We start from the raw sequence: 22815 nt of genomic DNA on the forward strand, positions 1-22815 counted from the left end.
ATAATCAGGCAATTACAGGGAATAGTAATTGTCTGATTTTTTTGATACATACCAGATACATACAAATTGCTATTTATTGATCCCAATTCCGGTTTCTGATCAAACATTTGCTATACGTCTACCTGCTTCCTTTCATCGCCAGATAAGCCGATGATTTCTTGTTTATTTCAGAAACATTAAAACCTCTGTTTTCTTTAAGCCAGTCTTCGATCTCGACACGATCAAAATAAAGATGCTTGGCTTGCTTATAATGAGGGATTTTCCCTGACATGGTTAATTTGTAGATGGTGCTTTTGCTTAATGCGGTGAGTGCACATACCTCATCAATGGTAAGAACTTTCTTTTGTGTGCACAATACCAGGTTTTCCAACCGGTCAAATCTTTTTTCTATTTCTATCATTTTGTTGCTTGATTTTAAATTATTGAATAAAAGAGAATGGTTTATCCCGTCATCGTTCAGCAGACCGTCTTTTAAATATGCATGCTTCAAATGATTTTCATTTTAGCGACAGACCTTATGTCCATTCGCCAGATTCTCAGACAATGATGTTTCAAATGACCGGTATTTCTCCCGGAAAGCCCGGTTAAATGCCAGGAGGTTCTCTGTTAATTTTATCGCATGGATAATGGTGGTTCTGTCGAAGGGGACAGTGCCAGCTATATCTGGTTCCTGCTGGTTCATTTTCGTTTTGCGGTAATAAAACACGCTGTAGCGGGCTTCAACTACCTCCCTTGCTTTTGTTCTTTGATAAAGGCTGTTGACAGGAATATTCCAAGTAGCGGCGGCAGCATTTTCAATTTCCCCAATGGAAAGGACAAGTCCGGGAAAAATGTAAGGGTTCTTGTTTCCCATCTTAAATCGGTTTTAGCTTTTAAAAATTCATCAGAAAATAAAAAAGACCACGGTTGCTGCGGCCTTTGATCAGAGAAGGGGCAATTATGATCCCTTGATTGTGGTAAGAAATATAACAATGTAACAAGCTATCTTTAGAACAACATAACATGTTAACTTTCAAACATTATCCCAACGGAACAATGTAGCAGTCTATCATGTCATCAATGGAATAAGTTATAATGAGATCAGCAGTATAAAGAGCTTTCTGAAAACTACCTTCATTCGTATCATGTTTCATTCTACAGGTTCTCTCTTTTCTTTTTCCGGCGTTCTTTCCCGTACACCCTTTCATCATCAACGTCATTGGTGAAAATATTCAGATGATTTCTTTTGTTGTCTTCCAAATGATGATACACTGGTTCATCTATCTTGTAGTCATTCAGTTCTCTGATATGTCTGGGCGGGAGCACGTCATCTGCAGGAAGAATATATTGGGAGCCAGTGTCCAGCAGATACCATTTCCCCGATTCTTTTATCGGAAAAATATTCAATCGGGCAAGATCTGTCAGGGGACGATGTTTCAGAAAATAGTCGAAGATTTTTCTGTAGTCATCCCTGGTTTGGACGTTCAGTTGTTTGCTGCCTTTCTGTATTTTCCTGGCAGAAATCTTATACAATCGTGCAAGCAAGCTGGCATGCTCCGGAGTTTCTATATTATAATGCCGGATCAGATTTGCTATTTCGATGTCTTTTGAAGTTTTGCGAGGTTCGGCTTTCAGGTCAACCAATTCACTTAGTTTCATCAGTTCGCTTCCCTTAATAACCGTTCTGTTTTTATGGTCTATCATGGTATAGCCGTAAGGAATATGATTTCTTTTGAAATGAAAGATAAATTCAAGGCCGAATTTTTCGTGCAGCAAGTCGGTTAAATCCGATTGATAAGCACTCAGTTTTCCATCCTGGTTTCCAGGTAACTTCTGAAATACACCAACCAAGGAACTATCTGTTTCGGTTTTGTACTTGTGAACGATCTGTCTTAACTGTGCCAATCGTTTGTTGTCTTTCCGGTATGATCCGGCCATTGTATTCAGCTTATCCAAAGAATAGGTTTTAATCATCTCTCCCGATTTCCATACGGTGAGATTTCCATCTTTTTCCTGAATGCTAAAATTCATCTTTTCAAACAACATCTTAAACTGAGCCAGGGTGGAAAAGGAATAGGATTCAATGTTTTTGATGGAGTTCGCCTGTTTTTGATGGATATCCTGCTTTAAGATTTCATCCAGGTACCGGATAGCCCGCGGACGGTCAAAACGGTCATCCACTTTTTTACCATCTTTTGTGACCCGGGTGGAAACGATATGTACATGGTTGTTTTCGGTGTCCGAATGGAAAACCACAATATAGGGGTTCTCTCCGTAGCCCATCTTAGAGAGCCAGCTTTCAGCAAGGTTTGCCAACTGTTCTTTATTATATTCGCGCCCTTTACAAGAAATGATGGCATGAAACTGCGGCGACTTCACTCTCTTGTTGGCGGCAGAAAAAGCTTTCAGGTAATTTTTCACTTCCTCCGGTGTAAGCTCAAGCACATTGCCCAGTATCCCGAAGTTTTTAATCCGCATCAGCTCCCCCGTCTGGCGGTCCATCTTATTGGTGTTGTACCGGACGGCATTAAAAGTGGCGGTTTTTGATAATATCTTAACGATCATTGCTCTTTATTTGCTCATCATTCGGATCAGTTTTCGGAATGCGACCCGCACTTCATCCTGTTTTTGTATGTACGAAGCAAGGATGGCGTGCAGCTTATCCGCAATTTCAGGTTTTAGCTTGCCCGCTTTATTCATCGTGTTGGCATATCTGGCCAGTTGGTTGATGTTGTTACCGGTTCTGGCAAGCTCCAGGTTCAACCGGTGCAGTTCCTTCAGCAGTTCAATATGATTAAAAGTGATTTTCTGACCCAGACTTCTTCTTAATACATAGGCGGTCATACTCAAACCGTAAGTTTTGGCTAGCCGGATAATTTCTTCCTTTTCCCGGGGCAGGCATCTTACTTTTATCTCAGATGTTTTATTTTCCTCCGACTTATTCCGGGGCCTTCCTGAAATTCCAGTCATAAGATGTTTCTGTTAAATGATTGAGTCGCGAAATCATTGATCCCCAAAGTTATTTGGGCAAGGGTTTTTGTGGGAACAAAAACATATCTTGCAACGGAAAAAACGGAAGCCCGTTTTTCCTGGCCGGCGAACGAAAAAGATGAAAATCGCGATACAATGTGATAACACGGACCATCTGTAACATCCTGACAATACACCCCAGTTATCGGCTGTACCTGATGTTGGAGGTGTTGATGTCCGCCATGACCTTTTCATTATAATCACCATATTCAGAATAAAGATGCCTCTTGTCAACAGCAGTCGGTATCTCCTCCATAAAACGTTTGGTAAATTTATCGCCGCCTTCTCCATTATCAAGAAAAAGGTTGGCTTCGACAGGCTGGTAGTCCAACAGGTATTGGATGCCTTTCCGGTAGAGTCCAAGAGAATTGAGGACAAAGTTGGTGTCATGCAAAGAAACTGCCTTTTCTTTTAGCGCGCTCAGGAAATTCAACATACCTTCAAACAGGTTGACCTTTCCGGTGTGGCCTTTCATAACCAGCACGTCTTTCCGATTGATGCAGATCTTCGCGTATTTTGAACGCACATCGTAACCGCCCGATTCGTTTTTCCAACCGGCGCCGAAATAACGCCTTCTTTCCCCTTCAGCATTGATGTATTCGTAATAAATTTCCTTAATCCTTCCGCTTTTTATGGCTTCTTCGTAAATGCCTCTTTCCTGCAAATAGGAAGCGATGGCCATATTGCTTCCCAGGGGCTTTAGTTTCTGGATGATGTGCTTTGGGCGATATTCAGGATAATCCGACCGGTTTTTATGTGTCATCAATGGCTCCGGATTGCTGCCGTCGAAGAGGTTGTTGATCCGGCTTAGCGCGTCTTTCACAGTTGTTTGGTATAAAAGTGTTGCGAGATCAATAATATTGCCTCCCCGCGCGTCGCCATGATCGTACCAAAATCCCTTTTCGTCACTGACCGTAAGGGAAGGATGTGTATCATTCCGGTAGGGCGAACGATATACAAGTTCTCTTCCCGACCTTCGCACCGGCATAAAACCTTCCCGTTTCAAAAATTCCGAGATTGGGACTTTCCGTTTAATATCTGCAATGTTCATGATTTTCTTTTTTAGTTCGCTTAAAAAAAATGGGCTGGGGCATTTAAATCTGGCGGGTATCTTATTTAAAAGGATATACTCTATATATTTCATCGAACTTCCCGACAGCGACTTCTTCATTTGGCTGATTATCAGCAGTGCGCTTACTTTGTTTCATCGAAAAGTTCGACAGTATCGAAAAGTTCGACAGGGGTATCGAAATAGCCGACACCATTATCGGTAAGTTCGACAGTGGTATCGAAACGTTCGACAGCAATATCGAAAAGGGTGACAGTGGTATCGAAATAGCCGACAGTCCTATCGAAAAGTCCGACAGGGTCACTTCTCCACAAAGCCGCTTTTTACTATATTATAAGCTTCCATCTCATTCAGATGAATCTGAAAGGACTTGAGATAGGCCGATTTGAGGATCTGAACTTTGTTCGCCGTATCAGCTGTTGAAGTCAGCCAGGATTGAAACGGCTCCCTCTGTCCTTTATGCCGGCTGGGAAGATGTGCATATTTATAGTTGAAAAATGTCTTGAGGTCATTCATCAGCGAATAGAAAAAATTGTGCTCATTTATCAGAAGGTTCTTGGAAGCTGTTTCCTGAAAGACAAATTCGACGTGGTATTTATGATTTGCACCGCTTCTGACAAACCGGAATTCGAACGGGAAACGGGCCTTTTCTTTGAGGTGATTCAAAAGATGAAGAATGGCTTCTTTCAGGTGGAAAGGTTCTTTATTCATATTGACATTTCCCTGTTTCGCTAGTATATCAAGGGAGACGGTGGTTTTCTTCATCCCCTGCGAAAAGAGCAGGTGCCGAAGGATTGACAAATAAATCACCAACGACTGCCTGTTTTCTTTGCCTCTGCCTTTACCTGCTAATTTATAAGCATCGATATCGATGGTATAATAGCGTTTGATAAAACCTTCCAGAATCTCCGGACTGATGCGGACATCGTATATTTTGACTTCGTTACTTCTTCTTGAAAAGTTTAATCTGACATCACTAATGATCCTGATTGATTCAAGCCTGATCACCTTATCATCAGCTTTGGTTTCATATACATCTTTGAAGATCAGATTCCTTTGCATCATGGTTATCAGCGCGTAATCGAAGACGGTTTCAAACTTAAAACCATCAATTTCCGGAGCTTTTCTTTTTTGATCCCGAAACAGGAGGTGCTTAATTGCCAAATCCTGTCTGTTCCGCCCGGTTGCCTGGCAGAAATCCTTCAGCGTAAAACGGGTGTACCCGAAAAGATCTGTTTTGATTCGTTGGGAGATGAAAACGATAAAATCAAGCGCAATTCCCGAGCAGTCATCAAAACTGCTTCTGATATCAGATAAATTCTCAGCAATAGCCCGGTCCAGCCGCCCTAAATTTGAAAGGCTTTGATTTAGCCTGTGGGAGGAATTCAACAGCGAAGGGCTAGCGTTTAAATCCATACGTTTCACGCGAATAGTCATTGGCTGGATTGATTGTTGCTTTAACAGCTTTAACGACATCAATTGCGGCAACCACTTCTTTCAAATCATCGGCAATATAGTCATACAGATTGTACATTAATTCCGGCTCTTGTTTCACCGGAGAATATACAACGACATGCTTCCCTGCCCCTTTCATCCAACCCGCTTCGCTGTTTGCCGAGCGGCCACACGGGAGGACCAAAACACAGGCATCGGCCCACTGCATACCGCTAAAATCGGAATTGAACCCGGACCGGGCTGTCGGGCTTTGCAATGCCTTTCGGTATTCCTGCGTTGACCAGCCCTTCCAGTTGGAATCAATATCTGACCATTTGAATGCCGTTCCTCCCGGAGGGTTTCTGAAATCATAAACCGCGTGACCATGTTCCCGCAAAAAGGAAACAACACCCGGCTGAAAGTCATTCCTCCAACTGCTTGCAACATATATCTTTGCCATGGTTGTTTTTGTTAGGTATCCTAAGATTATTTCTTTTGTAAGATAAAACCAAGCCTCTGATAATCCGATACCAAAGACTTGGTTTTCATATGGGTTTCAACAGTAGCTGGCATTAATATTAAAAACCAGCTACCTTAAAAATTGATTTACTTTCTGTCAGGCTACTCACGTCTATCTGTACAGATAGGGCACTCATTCTGTTTTCCCGAAACTGAAAGGTGCTTTCCTGCATCTCAGCTACTCCCGATGTAGTTCTCCCTCAACAGTGAGCATCAGGCAGCGTTTTCACCCTGCATGTCAAATAACGTTTCACAGGCAAAGTAAAAGGCTTGAGAAAGCGCCCACAAGTCCAACTTTTTGTTGGAACCTTTTTTGGAACCCTTGGAACCTTATATTAATCAAGGGTTTTGAGAGGCTTTTTTATAGGATAAAAAATAAAAAAAGCCTTTGGGGCCAAGGGATGACCGAAAAAGCACTCCAATGATCAGGGAAACGGAAAGGGAAAAACCTGATTCTATTAGGCGTTCCGCAAGAGCAGGCTTATCAGTGGAGCTGTTCGCGGATGGGGGATGGTCCGGCAGCTGCCGGATCAAAGCCCGATTCTGGGAACTACGATTACATTGGAACGCTTGCGGAAACGAGGCTATGAAGCCATGCTATCTTATTACGGAAAAGTTGCCCTATATCTTAATGAACCGCCGTATAGGAGACCCGTATCCGCCAGCTGGCGGATGGTGTGAGGGGTTCTCCGCTAGGCTAAAAGCCTAGCGGCTTCCCACTCGATTAGCAGTTGTTTTTTATTTGTTTAATTATCAGATTCAAAAATTTTTCAGATTCCTCCACGAAGGAGCTAATATATTCATCATTATCAATATAAATTTGGCCATTTCCAATGATTATCAACCGTTTATCCGACTTAAATAAATTATAGTTAGTTTGTTTTTTTAAAGGTTTACTTCTATCCTTAATTAAATTTCCATTGTAGTGAGCAATTAAATTTCTCAACTTGTTGACTTTTTTTATTTGCATATAAATTTTGTCAATTTCCGTATCACCAAAATCCACTAATTGTGTTCTTTTTATGTACTTCATACAGTTGCCCAATATGTCTATAGGTTTGTCAATAAATTTCTCAGGCAAAACAAAGTATTTATCAATGAAGTTGCAGATTAATTTTAAAGAATGCTCAAAAACAGAATAACTTGACAAAACCAAGCTGTTATAATAAATGTAATTATTTAATCCTTTTATTGTAGATTGAAATTTTGTAAACTCTCCAACATCATCGCAGTCAATTATTTTATATTTCTTGGGATTATAGAATCCTTTGAAATCGTTTTCGTTTTCTAACATTTTTAAAATATTATTCAAACTCAGTCCCAATCTCATATACAGTAAATCAATATTTGATTGAATTATCTGAAAATGAAGCACACCTGGTTTATTTGTCATGGTAGAGATATTGCGTTTTACATGAATAGTTGTTTTTTTATTCTAATCTTAACTTATCGGCTATAAAGAAATTAATACATTGTAAGTCACAAGTAATGCCATTCCAAGAAGCAGAAATAGGTATGATATTTTTTCAAGGATCAAAGTTCTTCTTTTATGTTTTACAAAAACGGGGTTCACTTTTTCATCTTTCTTTAATGATTTTTCTATTTCATTTTGAAATACCGGACGGATTCGCTCTGGTAGATGTGAAAAGTCATAGAGAACGACGACCATAGATAATATTCCGATTAAAAGGGAAATAACAGAAAGAACAAATGTCAAGCGAACATATATGCATGGAGAAGTTATTGTATGAAGCGAAATTATTATTCCAAGAATACTTGAAGAGACAAGAATTACGTGTTGATAAAAGGATATTTTTTTATCTGCGGATTCTTTGACAACTTCATTCAACTGTTCAAGCTGACTATAGTAATAATTACTGTCCATATTTTTTTTGTTTTTAGGCTATTCTAAGGTTATAAATTTTATTAAAATCACTCCAAATTCGTAGTCTTCAAATTACCGCCAACGGCAGTCTGTCTAAAAACTAGTTTCTGCCGTTAGTTTCCGGATTAAATATAGCTGTTTTAAGCATTTAAACAGAACTGTTTTTTTTCTCTTTAACTGATATTCAAAATCGCTTATATCGCTTAATCTAAGTTTTAACAGGGACATATTTTCAAGAATAAAAGAAATGACCGCTTCCAGGTATTCTTTCAGTATTTTTAGGCCCACAATATTGATAATCCTGCGAAAGTTGTATGCTGTCGTGATGAACCCGACATCAGCGCTTGCCCGGTTAATTCCCTTTTTAGTGATAATGTAGTTAAACCCCCATTGTCGTTTTATGGTGCCATATGGGTGTTCCACAATTTGCTGCCGTTTTCTGTACAGTTCTTTGTTGTCGTTGATTCGTTTTTTATTGTCATCAACCAGTTCCTGGTATTCGCTTCGCTGGATAGCTTTTCCGCAAATGGCTTTTGAGCATTCGGGTTTTGCCGGGCATGTTTTGCATGCTGATGTTGTGTAGCGTTTAAAACGATAGGTTTTGGCCTGGTGCCACCTTCCGTTTGTAGTCAGTATTTCCCCCTGCGGGCAGGTGTAGCAGTCGGTTGATTTGTCGAATTTAGATTTTTCGACATTGTATTCCGGGGTTGGGGCATTGGCGGCTACGGACGGAATGGCCACCAGAACCTCAATGCCCATTTCATCGGCCTTTTGGAATTCGCTACCGGTATGATAGCCTTTGTCGTAAAGAGCGGTAAAATCATTGGTGCCTAAAATGGTTTCGGCTCTTTGCAGCATGTTTCCCATTGCCTTCGCATCATTGGTGTTGGTAACATGGGAGTCGAACGGTAGGTTGTGTTTGTCGTCAACCGTGGTTCGAATGTCGTAGGCAACCTCGGTAATGTTGTTACGGGTAATCATCTGGCGACTACCGGGGTCGGAGGTTGAAACCTGTGGCTGACCGCTTTCTTTTAATTGCAGTTCCAGTTTCTTGTACCTGTCTTTCCTTTGGTTTTGTTTTTCAATTTCTTTTTTTTATTTCCTATTTCTCATCGCCATCACTTTCGGCCAATGCTTTTTTCAACAAACTCCACTTTAAAACCGAGTTCCTGTAACTTTAGGCTGTCAACAAAAATATCAATTAAACGAACCTCATTTTCGGGGTCGACAGCATTGTCCAACGAAACCGGAAAAAGATAGGTTTGATCCCTGTTTTGTACTTGGATGTACTTCATGTCTAAAGATTCAAATGTTTGTTTTTCATCAGTGTTGATATCGGCCTGAGTTTTTAACAATACGTTTAGATTTTTAGACAGTCTGACGGTTAGTATAAGAATCGTAGCCGACTGCGTACCACTTTCCTGTCAAGTTGCAAGAAAGTTGAAGTGGGCTACAACCCTTTAATTTACTACTGTCTCGGCTATTATTTTATACATTGTCATGTGCTGACTTTTTTAGCTTATTGGTTTTTTATAATATTTTGGTTCTGCAACCCAAGGTTCAATACCAGTATTGCTACACCACTCAATTTTCCCATTTGCAATCCAGAAATGACTCAAACAACCTTTGTTTTGCCATACGGATGGATACAAAGTTGGCTTCCCTTCAATCGAATGTTCAAGTTTCCAGTGTGGATTATGATTTTTTTGCAATGGCAACGTAATAACGTTTTTGCAAGCACACGGACAATTAAAAATAGCCCAATATGATTGATTACGGTAAACAACTTCAACAAAGTCTTTTTCATTTAAAGAATCTTCATTAGGAGTTTTGTCCATAATAGTAATGGAATCAAAGTATGACTCATCTTTTTTACTAGTTAAGAATTTCTTCTCGCTATGAAAAAGCCTTTTTACTAATCTCTTAACCCATTTAATCATCTATAAGTATTTTGCCATATTGAGGAGTAGCTAAACGATATTTTCCTTCTCCCTGTTTAAGAAGAAGGTGTTCTTTACAATAAATGCACTCAGGAATATCTCTCGGAGTATTACTATGGATATTAAGGTGAATAAAATCAATCCAAATATTGTCTTGTCTTAAATCCGAAGGTAAGTTCCTGTAACTAGAAATCAAATTCATTAAAGTTGCAACAGCGTTATTAGCCGTACCTCTTGTAAAAGCACCAATTCCAGGAGATTGTACATTCGCACCAAAAATGTAATAATCTTTCTTCAAAATTTCAGGGTCCAAATCCGCTAACTCTGGGTTATCTTTTAATTTTTGTTCATCTGATAACATTTGGTCATTAATTACATTTTGGCAACGTAAACATGAACCATATTCTGGAAGAATACAACTAACGCGACCTTTTTGAGTCCTTAAATAAGGATTACCATCTTGGTCTTTATCAACGTTTCCCGAAAGTCCAACATCAATGTATACTTGTGAGTAATAATACAATGCTTGGTTTAATAAATCTCTTCCAGCAACATCATCTGTACATCCAAAAATAATATCTGCACTTGATAATGCATCTAATGCTTCTTCTGACTCGTTAATATGTTTCGGAATTGCAACTACTTTATTTTCTAGCCCTAAACACTTTATATATCTCATAACAATATTGGCCTTGTTAAGCCCAATATCACATTTGGAAAAACCACTTACTCGATTCAAGTTACTTTCATCTAATAAATCTCCATCAATTAATATTAGTTCACCAACACCAGTTCTAGCTAATAAATTTGCAACTGGAGAGCCTGTTCCACCTAGCCCAACAATTGCAACTCTTAGAGATTGAAGTTTAGTATTAAATGGTTTTCCAAAAGCTTTTTCCTGTCTTTTCAAGCTTATCGGCGATTCATCGGGCATTTGAATGCCGTAAAGGTCAAGTTTTTCATTTAGGAATGAAATATGTCTAGTTCCTAATATATTTTCTGGCTTTTCCCCTTGCCTTATCCGTCCAATCCATTTATTATCAGACAGAATTAGTGAAATTAAGAATGAAAGAGGGGAATTGCATCCAGATAATCCATGGAGAATGTTTTTCTCATTAATATCATCCATTTCTGAAAAAAACAAATGTCCATCAGGATGGTTATGAACAAATCCTAGTTCTAAGTTTTCATTTTCACAACGAAAATATAACTCGGGGAATTTTTTCATATTGATAGTAAATTGATTTGTAGAACTATCTATAATCCAATCTCCATCCATCCTAATAATTTCCACAGATAAGAATCTATCTGATTTCGGAAGTCCCTCAACTTTTCGAGCTATTCTTCTAAATAAAACAATTGCACCTCTCTCATGACCATCAGGATGAGTCGTTATCCATTCTTTTAGAATCTTCTCGTGACTACCAAGCAATGTAATTCTATGTTCATTCATCTTTGTGCATCAGGTTTTTTTAAAGCCCACTCAATTCGGCTTAATATTTTTTGAATATTATCAACTTTTGGTTTCCACGTATCGGCTGTAAAATGCCTCGACCATCGGCAATACTCTCTTCCATTGTGTATTCTAGAATCTCCTTGCCCAAAAATAAATGCAGCTGGTATTTGTTTCTTATCTGCTCTAGTTAAAGGAGGATAAAACCAAAACATGTCATTTCCACTTGTGTTATAATTTGGAGGAATGACGACCAAAACGTCAACTTTTTGAATTGGTTCGTTGGCATGCTCGTATAGTCCGGGTTTTAACGGAAAATCCTTAATTACTAAAAATCTCTTTGCTTCATCTTCCTCAAATTCAAGTCCAGAGCTTGCGAGAATTTCGTAATCTTCGTCAAATAACAAAGCCATTAAATACCGGGAGTTGAGTTCGCAACTTGTGAGTAAAATTTTTCAATTCCCGGTTCATTTAAATCTATCTGCTGGTCGTTTTCAACAAGCTCTCCGGGTTTGCCTTGTCTTTTTACAAACAAATCCATACTTGCCGGGATTCCTGGAGGAATTGCTCTAACTTCTGCACCTGTAATGAATTGATTGTCCCATTCATGCATTTCATTCTCGATTTTGAATTTAATTTTTTTACTCATGATTTTGCTTTTAAATTATTAATACTATTATTTTAAGTTGGACATAACGCCAGTCTGTCTAAAATCCTATTTTAACGAAAAGATAGAAGATTTTTTACAGACATTAGTTACCCCAAACATTAACCGTGTTGGAATCGAATAAATTTACTTTACATTTAAATTTATCTTTGATTGAAAGAATATGTTTGGCAGCATTATCATCATACACACCGATATAAACGCTCTTTAATATTTGCCAGTTCCCGTCTTTATCTCTTCTCTTTTTTGCAGCACTGTTTATTGCGGTAATTATATGTTCATCATATTCACCAAAACCGAAACCAAAACAAACTAAAGAACCAGAAATTGAAGAAAGTGAATCGTAGCAATGTGTTAGATAACTGTTATGCCTAATATGGCTTAATTTTTCACTACCATTACCAGCAGTAACAAAAATTGGATATTCTTTTCTTTCCATCCGAGCCTTGATGTTTTCGAGTAAAACATGTTGACTGTCATATTCTTCTTTTACGATATCAACTCCAGCATCGAAGATGTGCAATGCACCATGAATATAATAAACGGATTGAGAATCTTTGTGCTTGCCCCAGCGCAGTTCTGACCATTGTATTTCCTCTTCAGGAACCCAAACATCAGTTTCTTCTGCTTCCCGACCAAAACCATCGCCTTTGTTTTCTATTGCATTACGCATTAAAACCCAATAAAGAAGCAAATCATAGTTTGTAGTAAAAACTTTACTGTTCTGCGAAAGAAACGAATTTAAAAAAGCTGCACAGGCTTTACTTTTTGCTTCCGATACAGCAAAAACATGTTCAGGGTGCAATTCTTTTATTGCATTTATTAAACTTTCCTTTAAAGTCAACGTTGCTTGATTAATTTTATCTACAACTTTTGATTCTGCACCAAAAACTTTGGAAATCTGAGCGACATTGTCAAGTTGCTCCATTAATAATTCAAAGTTGCTTGTTTTGATTATCTGAAAAAGCTTTTGTAGTGTATCATCTTTCAAGTTTTCAAGAAATTTGCTCAATGCATTGTATGAGAAAATGCCAGAGTCATAAGACATACTAAAACCATTCCCCATTAACAGGTGTTTTTGACGATTGCGTTTTCTTAAATAGTCGTTTACCTCTTGGTAAGTTTGGAGACTTTCATTCATATTTCCTAGCTGTTTGTCAGGCCATTGATAAATGTATCAACGAAGTTTGTTATTTTTTTGAGTATTCTTTCACCAACTTTTTTGCGTTGGAGAACTGAGGGCTGTTCGCCTTGGATTAATGCCAGCACCTCGTCGCGTAATGGTTCTCGCTCGGCAAATAGGTAGTTTTCAATTAATTTCTCGGCTTTGTCGGCCTCCAGATTTTCTTCTTCTACCAGCTTGTTGAATGCTTTGATTTGCTCCTCGCTCCAGAATTTTTCGAAGGCTTCGGGTACATCTTCTGAATCTTCAATAACGGGTAGGTTTTCCAAAATAAATTTCTCAATCAGTTGACGCTTGCTACGTAAGTGCGCTTCGCCTGAAAGAATGTCGAGAATTTCTTTACGTTTTTTCTCCTGTTCGGCTTTCTTGGCATCTTTCAGGTTGGCTAACAGTTTAAGTATGTAGGTAACATTTATTTCATCACGGTGAATTAATTCGAGTTCAAAATCAACATCATCTAAAATGGAAACTTTTTCTTTTTGATTGTCGGATTTTACTTTGTCGTGTAAATCGAGGTATTTGCTTTTGTAATCTTCGAATTGTTGTTCGGTCATTGCCAAATCTTCCCATTTAAAATCGGCAAAGGTGGAGAGGATGTTTTTTAGGCGCATCAGTTCTCTGAATGCCTTAATGAATTTCAGTTCGTCTTCCTCGGTTTGTAAATCATTTACGCTGTTTACCGTTGGGGTGATTTTAAGCAACTCGATAAATGCCTCGTTGAATTTCTTTACATACTCCTCATAAGGTTTCATTATGATTTCCTCGATAGCTTCTTTGTTACTAAAGAGGGTAATGGCACCATCGGTATGCTTTTTAAGATTACGGAATACAACAATATTTCCCTGCGATTTTTGCTCATTCAGTATACGGTTGGTACGTGAATAGGCTTGAATTAATCCGTGGTATTTCAGGTTTTTGTCAACGTACAAGGTATTGAGTGCAGGGCTATCGAAACCTGTCAGAAACATATTTACGACCAGTAAAATATCAACTTTACGTTCCTTTACTTTTTTGGAAATATCGTTGTAATAGTTGTAGAACGACTGGCTGTCTTTGGTTGAAAAGTTACTGCCGAACATTTGGTTGTAATGCCCGATATATTCGTCGAGCTTTTCACGGCTGTGTTTGTTCAGACCATACAAAGCACGAGGTTCTTCCACCACCGAAAGTTCTTCTGGTATAAAGCCATTGGCATCGGCATCTTCTTCGTTGGCTGCAAAGCTGAAAATGGTTGCTATTTTAAGGTTGTGTTCACCAGCTTCTTTTTTCTTGTGCAGAATATCGTAATACTTAATGAGTGTTTCTACGCCATTCACACAAAACATGCCAGTAAATTCCTGATTGTGGGTTTTGCGTTTGTGATGTGCCAGTATGTAATTGGAAATTTTCTCTAAACGAACAGACGATTCCATTAGTTCTTTGGTGTCGATGTCTTCTACCTCAATATCAATTTCGGTGGCTGCATCTTTCTTTTTGTACCGCCCTACATATTCAACCGAAAATTTCAGAACGTTTTCGTCTTTTATGGCATCGGTAATGACATATTTGTGAAGGCAATCGCCAAATAAATCTTTGGTGGTACGTTTACCTAATTCGTTTTTGGCTGCATTGTCGGCAAAGATTGGCGTACCCGTAAACCCGAACATTTGCGGATTGTTGAAAAACTGCTTTATGCGGTTGTGGGTATCTCCAAACTGTGAACGGTGGCACTCATCGAAAATGAAAACAATACGCTCGTTCTGCATCTTCTCCATTTTGCCCTGATACTGCTTTTTGCTGATGGCAGTATTGAGCTTTTGAATGGTGGTGACAATAAGCTTGGTATCGTCGGCAAACTGGTTAACCAGTTGTTTGGTGTTGTCGGTGCCATCGATACATCCCTTGCTGAAACTGTTGAACTCCTTGTTGGTTTGGTAATCGAGGTCCTTACGGTCGACTACAAACACCACTTTTTTAACCTTTGGCAAAGCCGTTAAAATTTGGCTTGCTTTAAATGAGGTTAATGTTTTGCCCGAACCTGTGGTATGCCAAACGTAGCCATTTTTGCGGCTGTGCATCACCTTGTCGATAAGTGCTTCAACGGCATAAAACTGATAAGGGCGCAATACCATTAGTATTTTATTGGTTTCGTTGAGTACAATGTACTTGCATATCATTTTTGAGATATGGCAAGGTTCAAGAAAGTCGCTGGTAAAACCGTTCAGAATATTGGTTAGGCGTTTGTTCCCCTTGTCTGTCCAGTAGAATGTTTGTTTGAATGACTGGTAGCGGTTGTTGGCGTAATACTTTGTATTTACCCCGTTGCTGATGACAAATAGCTGAATGTATTGGAACAAGGCAGCACTTGCCCCGAACGAATGCCTTTGATAACGATTGACTTGGTTGAACGCTTCTTTAAGCTCTAACCCACGGCGTTTGAGTTCGATTTGAACCAAGGGCAAGCCATTTATAAGTAAGGTAACATCGTAGCGGTTTTTGTATGTGCCCTCCATACTTACCTGGTGTGTAACCTGAAACTGGTTTTGACACCAATGTTCGGTTTGAATAAACTCAAAATATAAGTTGTCGCCATTATCCCGAACAATGTGCTGTTTCTCACGCAGCGTTTTTGCTTTTTCGAAAACCGAACCTTTACTGAGGATATTCAGCACTTTTTCAAATTCACTTTCGGAAAATGTAACTCCATTATGTTTTTCAAGCTGGGTTTTCAGGTTGGTAATTAACTCATTCTCATCTTTGATATGCACCAAACCGTAACCTAGCTTTTGGAGCTGTTCTACTAGCTGGTTTTCTAATATTTGTTCGGGTTGTTTGCTCATAGTTTAGGCACAAAACATTTTTTGTAGTAACCCTTTTTTCCATTGGGTAGTTTGCTCAATTTGGCCTTCAATATTGGATATTTGATTGTCAAGAGTTGAAAGGAATTCAGCTATTTTAACCTGTTCGTCATAGTTCGGCATATTTATTTTCAGTTTTTCAAATTCATTCTGCCCTAAAGTTTTATTTCGCCCTGCACCGCCTGGTGAAGCTAGTTTAAGAAGATATTCACCTTTAGGAGAAAGGAAAAAATGGTATATAAAGTCTATTGATACTTCATTGGTAATAGGTGCATACATAGGAAAACGATGTGAAGCAATAAGTCCTACTTCATTCAAGCTTGTTTTTGCTACTGCTCTTTCCCATGCAAAAACAATATTCAATATAAGCATATCTTCTTTTACCCAAAAGACTCTTTTATTTCCAAGTTTTTCTCCTGTTATTTCTTCCTTATGAAATATACCTTTCCCATGCGAACGAATTCCCAGTTCTCGGTAGGTTTGATTTACGTCAACTTGCACAGGTTCTGAATATCGTTTAAGAATTTTAGAAACAGGTATCTCTGTCCAATCAGGGAATTCACCATTATTTGATTTTTTAAAACGTATTTTCTGTTTGAATAGTTTTTGTACTACTCCCAACTTGTAATTTTGCAGTTTTTCTTTTTGCTCTCTTAATAAACTAAGTCGCTTTTCTATTTCGGAAAAGAAACCAACTATTTTTTCTTGTTCTTTGGAAGATGTCGGAATATTGATTTTTTCACCTTTTAGGAAGTCACTATTCCCTATATTCATAGTGTTCTTTGCACCGATATGAACTAACGGAACTAAATAATTAAATGTACTGGTACTTGAAGAAAAAAATATATCAATTAATGACCCGATGCTATTAGTTTCTGGTTTAAAAACTGCATATAGCACTGAAACAACCCCTATTCTGTCTGTTTTATTTTGTTTTATTATACCGAAAGGAAAATCTGCAGTAGGGCTTTTTGTGTAAACAATATCATTTGGGAATACAACTTTATAATTAGATAAATTTTCAGATGCATAGGAACGTCCTAAATGTTCAATTTGATTAACTACACCTTTTTCTTTTGCAACAGAAAAGACTTCCAAATATTCTTGATTGTTATTGCGAATTTTGTGCTCATCTAATATTTCAGATAATGAGACACTTTTCCAATTTTCATGAAACTCGGGGAAACGCAATACTGGATTAATGTGTGTGTCTTTCATTTAAAATGGCACTGAAATATTTAATTCTTTACAAAAATCTTCGATTCGAGTTTTATTTGCACTAAGCTTTTGTTCTAAAGAGTGTAAATCCTCTGAAACTCGGGAGACATCTATTTCCATTTCACTTATAGTGGAATCAATATATCTTGGGATATTAAGATTGTATTCATTCTCTTCAATTTCACTTAATCCAATTTTAACACTATATCTTGTCAATTCATTTCGTGACTGATATGTTGATACAATTTTATCAATATCAATATCACGCAAGTAATTTTGAGTACTTTTCTCAAAATCTTGACTAGCATCTATGAACAATATATCTCCCGGATGTTCTCTACATTTTTTAAAAACAAGAATACATGTAGGGATTTCCGTACCAAAAAATATCTTTTCTGGCAAACCAATTATTGCATCTAAATAATTCTTTTCATTTATCAGATATTTTCTAATGTGTTGTTCTGAACCAGCTCTAAATAATGCTCCATGTGGTAATACAATTGCCATAGTGCCGTTGTCGTCTAACTGGTAAATCATGTGTTGCACAAAGGCAAAGTCGGCTTTACTACTTGGTGCCAGTTTTCCGTATTGGCTAAAGCGGTCGTCGCTTGTAAATAATTGGTTGGCACTCCACTTGGCGGAGAAAGGGGGATTCGCCACCACCGCCTCAAAACGCATGTCGAGGTGTTGTGGGTGTTCCAGTGTGTCTTCTTGTTTAATGTCGAATTTACGGTAATGCACATCGTGCAAAATCATATTCATTCGGCAAAGGTTGTATGTGGTACGGTTAAGTTCCTGACCGTAATAGTTGTTTACATTTTCCACCTCTTTGGCTACACGCAGCAATAAAGAACCCGAACCACAGGTTGGGTCATAAACGGATTTTAGTTTTGTTTTTCCTGTTGTAACCAGTTTTGCCAAAATGGTACTTACGCCTTGTGGGGTGTAAAATTCTCCTGCTTTTTTTCCTGCACCACTGGCAAATTGTCCAATCAGGTATTCGTAGGCATCACCTAAAACATCCAGTTCGGTATCGTTTAGCCTGAAATCAATTTTATTAAGGTGCGCCAGCACCTTTGCAATTATTGTATTTCGTGCTTCGGGAGTTTTACCGAGTTTGGTACTGTTTAAATCCATGTCCTCGAAAAGATTGTCGAAATCTTCTTCGCTATCCGTACCCATCGTACTGTTTTGGATATTAATCAGGATTTTTTGAAGGTCTTCGAGGATGAAATTACTTGCGGTTACTTTGTCGTCAAGTTTTCCAGACTTTATGTCCTCGATTTGTTCCTGGTCTGTATCAAAGGCATCGTGACCAAGTCCGTTTCCACGTTTTACTAATTCGCAAAACAATTCTGATGGTTTAAGGAAATATCCAAGTTTCTCCAATGATTCTTCCCGAATTGCTTCAATGTATTCTTTTCCTTGTTCGGTGTCTTCCTGTATATCTTGGTAGCTAATTCCATCGGGTTTTAAAATGGAGTCGGCATATATTTCCATCTTCTCAGCCAGATATTTGTAAAAAATAAATCCGAGTATGTAATCTCGGAACTCATCGGCATTCATTCTCCCCCGAAGCGTATCGGCAATATTCCAAAGTTGCTGTTCTAATTGTTTTTTATGGTCTTCTGACATACAATATAATTTTCAATCTTGTTTGTAAAAGCTCTAAAAGTACAGATAAAGCTTGGAATTACCTGCGGTGCGTGGGCTAAAAACAGCTCTTCCCGCAAAAATGGGATTTGTGCGTTTGCCTGTGTGTTTTGCGGGATGTGCTGTTTGTGCGGTGGGGCAAAGCTCCTATTAATTCAGCGCACTTTCCCTCTTCCACCGGGATGTTAATCCGGGGTTAATGAGAATCGGGTATATCATCCGGCCAAATATTTAATGAGTCGGCTTTTTGCAAACCCCACCCGGTCTTCGTCAGCGAAAGCAGTACCTTTTATTTTACTGGTTCTTTCAGATTTTTTTTCATCAGCGTGGAAAAGGGGTGATGTTTTTTAAACCGGAAGTATATTCAACCCAAATTAGGTTTTCATTATCCGAATCCTGAATGATTTCTACGCCACTGAAATTTTATCGTAGATTAATATTCTTCAATCTTCTTAATGATCCGCTGTAAGGCGTCGATCGCTTTTTGTTTGTCCCGCTCTTCCGGCACATACGATTTACTGCGCATGCCGTCGTAGGATAAATTTTCTTTATATGGTGAGGAAAGGTGAGGCACAATCGTTTTAAAAACTTCGTTCATCGATCTGCCAACCAGAATCCGCAATTCATCGGCCGCTCTTAATATTAGTCCGGTTTGGTCGGAAGAAAGGGCGCATACCACTTTTTGTTTGGGTTTAGTTGACACAGGTCCTTTCGTACTGGTTTTATATGCTCTAATGGAAAGGCGCATGCTCTTTTCGAGATAGGAGATTTCATGCCGGAACCAATTCAAAAGCACCTTGGTCAGATCGGGATATTTGCCGGAAAAGATGGCGTCAGGTTTCCGGGGCAGTTGCCGAAACGCCTTGGCGTAAACCAACAGGTACTCCATCTTACCTTCCGACGTTTTATAGTTGCTGACATCTTTGTTCAGCCGTTGTAACAGGTAATCAGCGTAAAGCCGATGGTTGAAGTTCATGTAGATCAAGCGTTCGTCAAGCACCGAAAAGAAACTGCTAACAGCGTTGGATTCCAGGTTTTCAACTTCCTGGAACAAGTCCTTGATGTAGGAAATTTCCTGAAAGGTCAATTCGTGTTCCTGTTGCGCTTGGTTCAGAAAACGCCTGACGACAGGGACCAGGATGCCGGTGGCAAGTTGAAACGCTTCCTGTGATTTTAATTTTTTCTCAACTGCCCTGATCCTGCCATTCAATTCTGCTTTCACGCGGGAAAGATAAATTATGGGTAGCCGTTCATTCAATACCAAATAAGCGGAAAACCGCCTTTCCAAAAAATGAATAAGTTCATCCACGCATATAACCAGTTCTTCAAAAACCGGCTTCAGTGCAGGATATGTTGTTTGGTGAGCCTGGTTCCTGACAGCCTGATCTAGTAAAACGACTAGGCTGGTATGGTACAACTTGATAAAATAATTTAGTTCGGCTTCGTTACCGCTACTAAAAACCAACAGTTTGATTGCCCCCATGATCTTTGTCTTTTCAGGTCCAATGCCTTTCATGATCCGCCTAATATCTTCCGGTTGAAGGGCAGAAACTTGTGTTTTTACAGGGTTGAGGGTGACCGTAATCACTGTATCGAGCCATTCCAGTATATATCGTTCATTCATAAGCCACGTATTTAGAGATTACCCGAAATTATTGATCAAATTTCGGATTCTTTTGTCTTAAATCCGATACGTAACTTCTACTACTTCCGTACTCAAATAGTAGTATTCCCGGCCTCAATCACCGGATCAACTTATTAATAAGGCCAACTTTGTTGGAAACCCCCGCTTTTGCGAACATGTTTTGAATATGCTTGTTGACCGTCTTCTCTGATATGAAAAGCTTTTTTGCTATTTCTTTATAAGTCTGCCCTTCAACCATTAACTTGGCCACTTCCCGTTCCCGGGCAGTCAGTTTAAGCGACTCACAGCTTTCTTCGAAGTTGGACTGGGAAGTAACGGGCAAGCTTCCGGATGAAAAATTCTTTAGTTGGTTCAGGTTGGATATGGAAGTATTGAGAATAGCCATTTGCTGTTTGGAAATATTGGATAAAATCGTCTCAATTTTCTGGTCGAGTTCTTCAAACGAGAAGGGCTTGGAGACAATATCAATGGCACCGTGCTTCAGGCCTTTCATCCTGTCGGTTGCCGTTGATTTCGCGGTGAGGAAAATAATCGGAACGTGCTGATAAGCCTCTTGTCCTGAAATTGCCTTTACAAACGAAAACCCATCCATTTTGTCCATCATGATGTCTGAAAGAATCAAATCAGGAATAACCGGCAAGCCGGCAAGTTTCTGTAGTGCGTCAGCCCCGTTCAAAGTGGCAAACACATTATACTTGTTTCGCAGTTTTTTGGACAAGAACTGGAGCATGGTCTTATTGTCTTCAAGCAGTAAGATTGTTCGTTTTGCCGGAGAGTAGGCACTGTCTTCAATCTCAAAATCAGGCATCTGATAGTAAGAGCCGGCAGGTTCATTTACAAGCTGTGCAAGATTGTCATCAGTAGCTGGCTCGTGTTTTGCCAAGATAATCAATACTTTTGTCCCTGGTCTTTCTTGCGGGTTACTTTCAATGATAATTTCACCGCCTAAACTTTCCGTGACTTTCTTCACAATCGGCAGACCAAGCCCCATCCCTTGTAGATTGGTATTTTTATGTCCGATTTGGTAGTAAGGCTCGAATACCTTCTGCTGAAAGGCTGGAGATATGCCAATGCCATCATCCTGAACAGAGAAAAATAATTTGCTGTCTTTTGCGCTTAATGAAACCATTATTTCACCGCCAGTATCGGTGAATTTGATGGCATTTTCAATCACGTTGTTGACGATACGGTTGATTGCATTAGGGGCTGCTTTTATGAGAAGGTTTTTTTCAATCTCAGCATTAAACTTGATACCCTGTTTTCCGCAGTAATATTCAAACAAAGGCAAGCTGCTTTCCAAAATGGCACTGAAATCCGAAATTTTATTGTGTCGGTAAACATCAAATCCTTTGGAAAACCGTTCGACATCAAACAGGTTTATCACATCGGCAGTGAGCTTATCCACTCCGCTCTTGATAATTTCAAGTTCTTCGTCCTGCCCATGTTTTTGGATATACTCATCAAGATAGTTTTTGACCAATGTGAGCGGTGTTTTTGTTTCATGGACCAGGTTTATGAAGTTGCGGGTTTTTAATCGGTTGGCTTTCTCCAATTCCTTTGTTCGCTTGGTTACTTCAGCCTGAAGGTTATTGTTCAAAGCCCGCAGCCGCTGCTCGGATTCGATTAACTTTTCGTGGTCGATCCGAAGCTGTTTTACATTCCGTTTCACCTGCAGGCTAAAGAGCAACAGAAAACCAAAATTTGTGACAGAGGCCTCTACAGCCTGCCCCAGTTCGAGGACCGCAATAATGGGAAGGCTGACCCACGGGGCAATGCTTAGCAGCAAGACGGTTAGTTCTTGTTTTGACTCCCCACTTTTGAAATTGTTGTACTTATGCCGGATTGAAATATACAGCGAGATTATTAGCCAGATGCCATACAAAACAGGAAAGATTAGAAGGATTTGTGCAACTCGTAATTCGCCAGACAAGGCAAAAGCCACAACAAACAAAAGATAGGGCAATAAAAGGAACACATAAGCACCGATGTAGGCGTGGAACTTCAACTTTGTCAAACCAAAAGCTTTGTAGACATAGAAGGGAAAGTAACAGGGCGTAATAAAGCCAGTTGCGTAGGCAATCGATAGTTGGGAGAAATAAGACCCCGGCAATTTAGGGTCTGGCAGGAGTCCGCCGCTGATGTTGTAAAATAACAATAGAAAGATGAGGACCAAGTTTAGTGGCACGGTCCGGTCATCAGGTCTCGCGAGCCAAAATATGACCAGATAGAAGAAGATAACAACTTCTATGCTCACAAAGATAAATGTGACCAGGTGCATTTGTGTCCCAAATACCAACATCGGA

Annotated in this window: 22 protein-coding genes; all 22 read right to left on the minus strand. The window is 39.2% G+C overall.

What is annotated here, in order from left to right; translation table 11 throughout:
• Positions 1-118: 118 nt before the first annotated feature.
• The gene (locus tag ACOIT5_RS00290; RefSeq protein ID WP_423128472.1) at positions 119-490 is read right to left on the minus strand and encodes a helix-turn-helix domain-containing protein; all 372 of its coding nucleotides are present in this window, start codon (positions 488-490) and stop codon (positions 119-121) included.
• A 12-nt stretch (positions 491-502) separates the two neighbouring features.
• Positions 503-853, minus strand: coding sequence for a helix-turn-helix domain-containing protein (locus ACOIT5_RS00295; RefSeq protein ID WP_423128473.1), 351 nt, complete (start codon positions 851-853; stop codon positions 503-505).
• Between the two features lie 281 nt (positions 854-1134).
• On the minus strand, positions 1135-2544 hold the full coding sequence (locus ACOIT5_RS00300; protein ID WP_423128474.1) for a relaxase/mobilization nuclease domain-containing protein: 1410 nt from the start codon (positions 2542-2544) through the stop codon (positions 1135-1137).
• A gap of 6 nt (positions 2545-2550) precedes the next feature.
• Positions 2551-2949 (minus strand): plasmid mobilization protein, encoded by a 399-nt coding sequence (locus ACOIT5_RS00305; RefSeq protein WP_423128475.1) that lies wholly within the window; start codon positions 2947-2949, stop codon positions 2551-2553.
• Between the two features lie 202 nt (positions 2950-3151).
• Positions 3152-4060 carry a CHC2 zinc finger domain-containing protein gene (locus ACOIT5_RS00310; RefSeq protein WP_423128476.1) on the minus strand — a complete coding sequence of 303 codons (909 nt, stop codon included), beginning with the start codon at positions 4058-4060 and terminating at the stop codon, positions 3152-3154.
• Positions 4061-4203: 143 nt separating this feature from the next.
• Positions 4204-4392: a hypothetical protein gene (locus tag ACOIT5_RS00315; protein WP_423128477.1), complete on the minus strand. Its 189-nt coding sequence runs from the start codon at positions 4390-4392 to the stop codon at positions 4204-4206.
• Entirely contained in the window at positions 4379-5494 is a 1116-nt protein-coding gene (locus ACOIT5_RS00320) for a hypothetical protein (protein ID WP_423128478.1), read from the minus strand. Before ACOIT5_RS00320 ends, ACOIT5_RS00315 begins: the two co-directional genes overlap by 14 nt.
• On the minus strand, positions 5478-5972 hold the full coding sequence (locus ACOIT5_RS00325; protein WP_423128479.1) for a hypothetical protein: 495 nt from the start codon (positions 5970-5972) through the stop codon (positions 5478-5480). The genes ACOIT5_RS00320 and ACOIT5_RS00325 overlap by 17 nt, the downstream gene beginning before the upstream one ends.
• Before the next feature lie 783 nt (positions 5973-6755).
• On the minus strand, positions 6756-7424 hold the full coding sequence (locus ACOIT5_RS00330) for a hypothetical protein (protein ID WP_423128480.1): 669 nt from the start codon (positions 7422-7424) through the stop codon (positions 6756-6758).
• Positions 7425-7484: 60 nt separating this feature from the next.
• Positions 7485-7916 carry a hypothetical protein gene (locus ACOIT5_RS00335; RefSeq protein ID WP_423128481.1) on the minus strand — a complete coding sequence of 144 codons (432 nt, stop codon included), beginning with the start codon at positions 7914-7916 and terminating at the stop codon, positions 7485-7487.
• Between the two features lie 93 nt (positions 7917-8009).
• A complete protein-coding gene (locus ACOIT5_RS00340) occupies positions 8010-8897 on the minus strand; it encodes a transposase (RefSeq protein ID WP_423128482.1) in 888 nt (295 codons plus the stop codon).
• A 137-nt stretch (positions 8898-9034) separates the two neighbouring features.
• Positions 9035-9211, minus strand: coding sequence for a hypothetical protein (locus tag ACOIT5_RS00345; RefSeq protein WP_423128483.1), 177 nt, complete (start codon positions 9209-9211; stop codon positions 9035-9037).
• 219 nt (positions 9212-9430) lie between these two features.
• Entirely contained in the window at positions 9431-9856 is a 426-nt protein-coding gene (locus tag ACOIT5_RS00350; protein ID WP_423128484.1) for a DUF6527 family protein, read from the minus strand.
• Complete coding sequence (locus ACOIT5_RS00355) at positions 9849-11309, minus strand: ThiF family adenylyltransferase (protein WP_423128485.1); 1461 nt, start codon at positions 11307-11309, stop codon at positions 9849-9851. Before ACOIT5_RS00355 ends, ACOIT5_RS00350 begins: the two co-directional genes overlap by 8 nt.
• Positions 11306-11722, minus strand: coding sequence for an E2/UBC family protein (locus ACOIT5_RS00360; protein ID WP_423128486.1), 417 nt, complete (start codon positions 11720-11722; stop codon positions 11306-11308). Before ACOIT5_RS00360 ends, ACOIT5_RS00355 begins: the two co-directional genes overlap by 4 nt.
• Positions 11722-11958 (minus strand): multiubiquitin domain-containing protein, encoded by a 237-nt coding sequence (locus tag ACOIT5_RS00365; protein WP_423128487.1) that lies wholly within the window; start codon positions 11956-11958, stop codon positions 11722-11724. The genes ACOIT5_RS00360 and ACOIT5_RS00365 overlap by 1 nt, the downstream gene beginning before the upstream one ends.
• Before the next feature lie 103 nt (positions 11959-12061).
• Positions 12062-13117, minus strand: coding sequence for a DUF4917 family protein (locus tag ACOIT5_RS00370; protein WP_423128488.1), 1056 nt, complete (start codon positions 13115-13117; stop codon positions 12062-12064).
• Between the two features lie 5 nt (positions 13118-13122).
• The gene (locus ACOIT5_RS00375; protein WP_423128489.1) at positions 13123-15978 is read right to left on the minus strand and encodes a type I restriction endonuclease subunit R; all 2856 of its coding nucleotides are present in this window, start codon (positions 15976-15978) and stop codon (positions 13123-13125) included.
• 3 nt (positions 15979-15981) lie between these two features.
• Entirely contained in the window at positions 15982-17214 is a 1233-nt protein-coding gene (locus tag ACOIT5_RS00380; protein ID WP_423128490.1) for a restriction endonuclease subunit S, read from the minus strand.
• Positions 17215-18849, minus strand: a complete 1635-nt coding sequence (locus ACOIT5_RS00385) for a type I restriction-modification system subunit M (protein WP_423128491.1) — start codon at positions 18847-18849, stop codon at positions 17215-17217.
• 451 nt (positions 18850-19300) lie between these two features.
• Positions 19301-20491 carry a hypothetical protein gene (locus ACOIT5_RS00390; protein WP_423128492.1) on the minus strand — a complete coding sequence of 397 codons (1191 nt, stop codon included), beginning with the start codon at positions 20489-20491 and terminating at the stop codon, positions 19301-19303.
• A 118-nt stretch (positions 20492-20609) separates the two neighbouring features.
• Positions 20610-22811, minus strand: coding sequence for an ATP-binding protein (locus tag ACOIT5_RS00395; RefSeq protein WP_423128493.1), 2202 nt, complete (start codon positions 22809-22811; stop codon positions 20610-20612).
• Between the last annotated feature and the right edge of the window lie 4 nt (positions 22812-22815).

Origin of the sequence: Gaoshiqia hydrogeniformans, from assembly GCF_049347105.1 — a bacterium.
Classification (GTDB): domain Bacteria; phylum Bacteroidota; class Bacteroidia; order Bacteroidales; family Prolixibacteraceae; genus Gaoshiqia; species Gaoshiqia hydrogeniformans.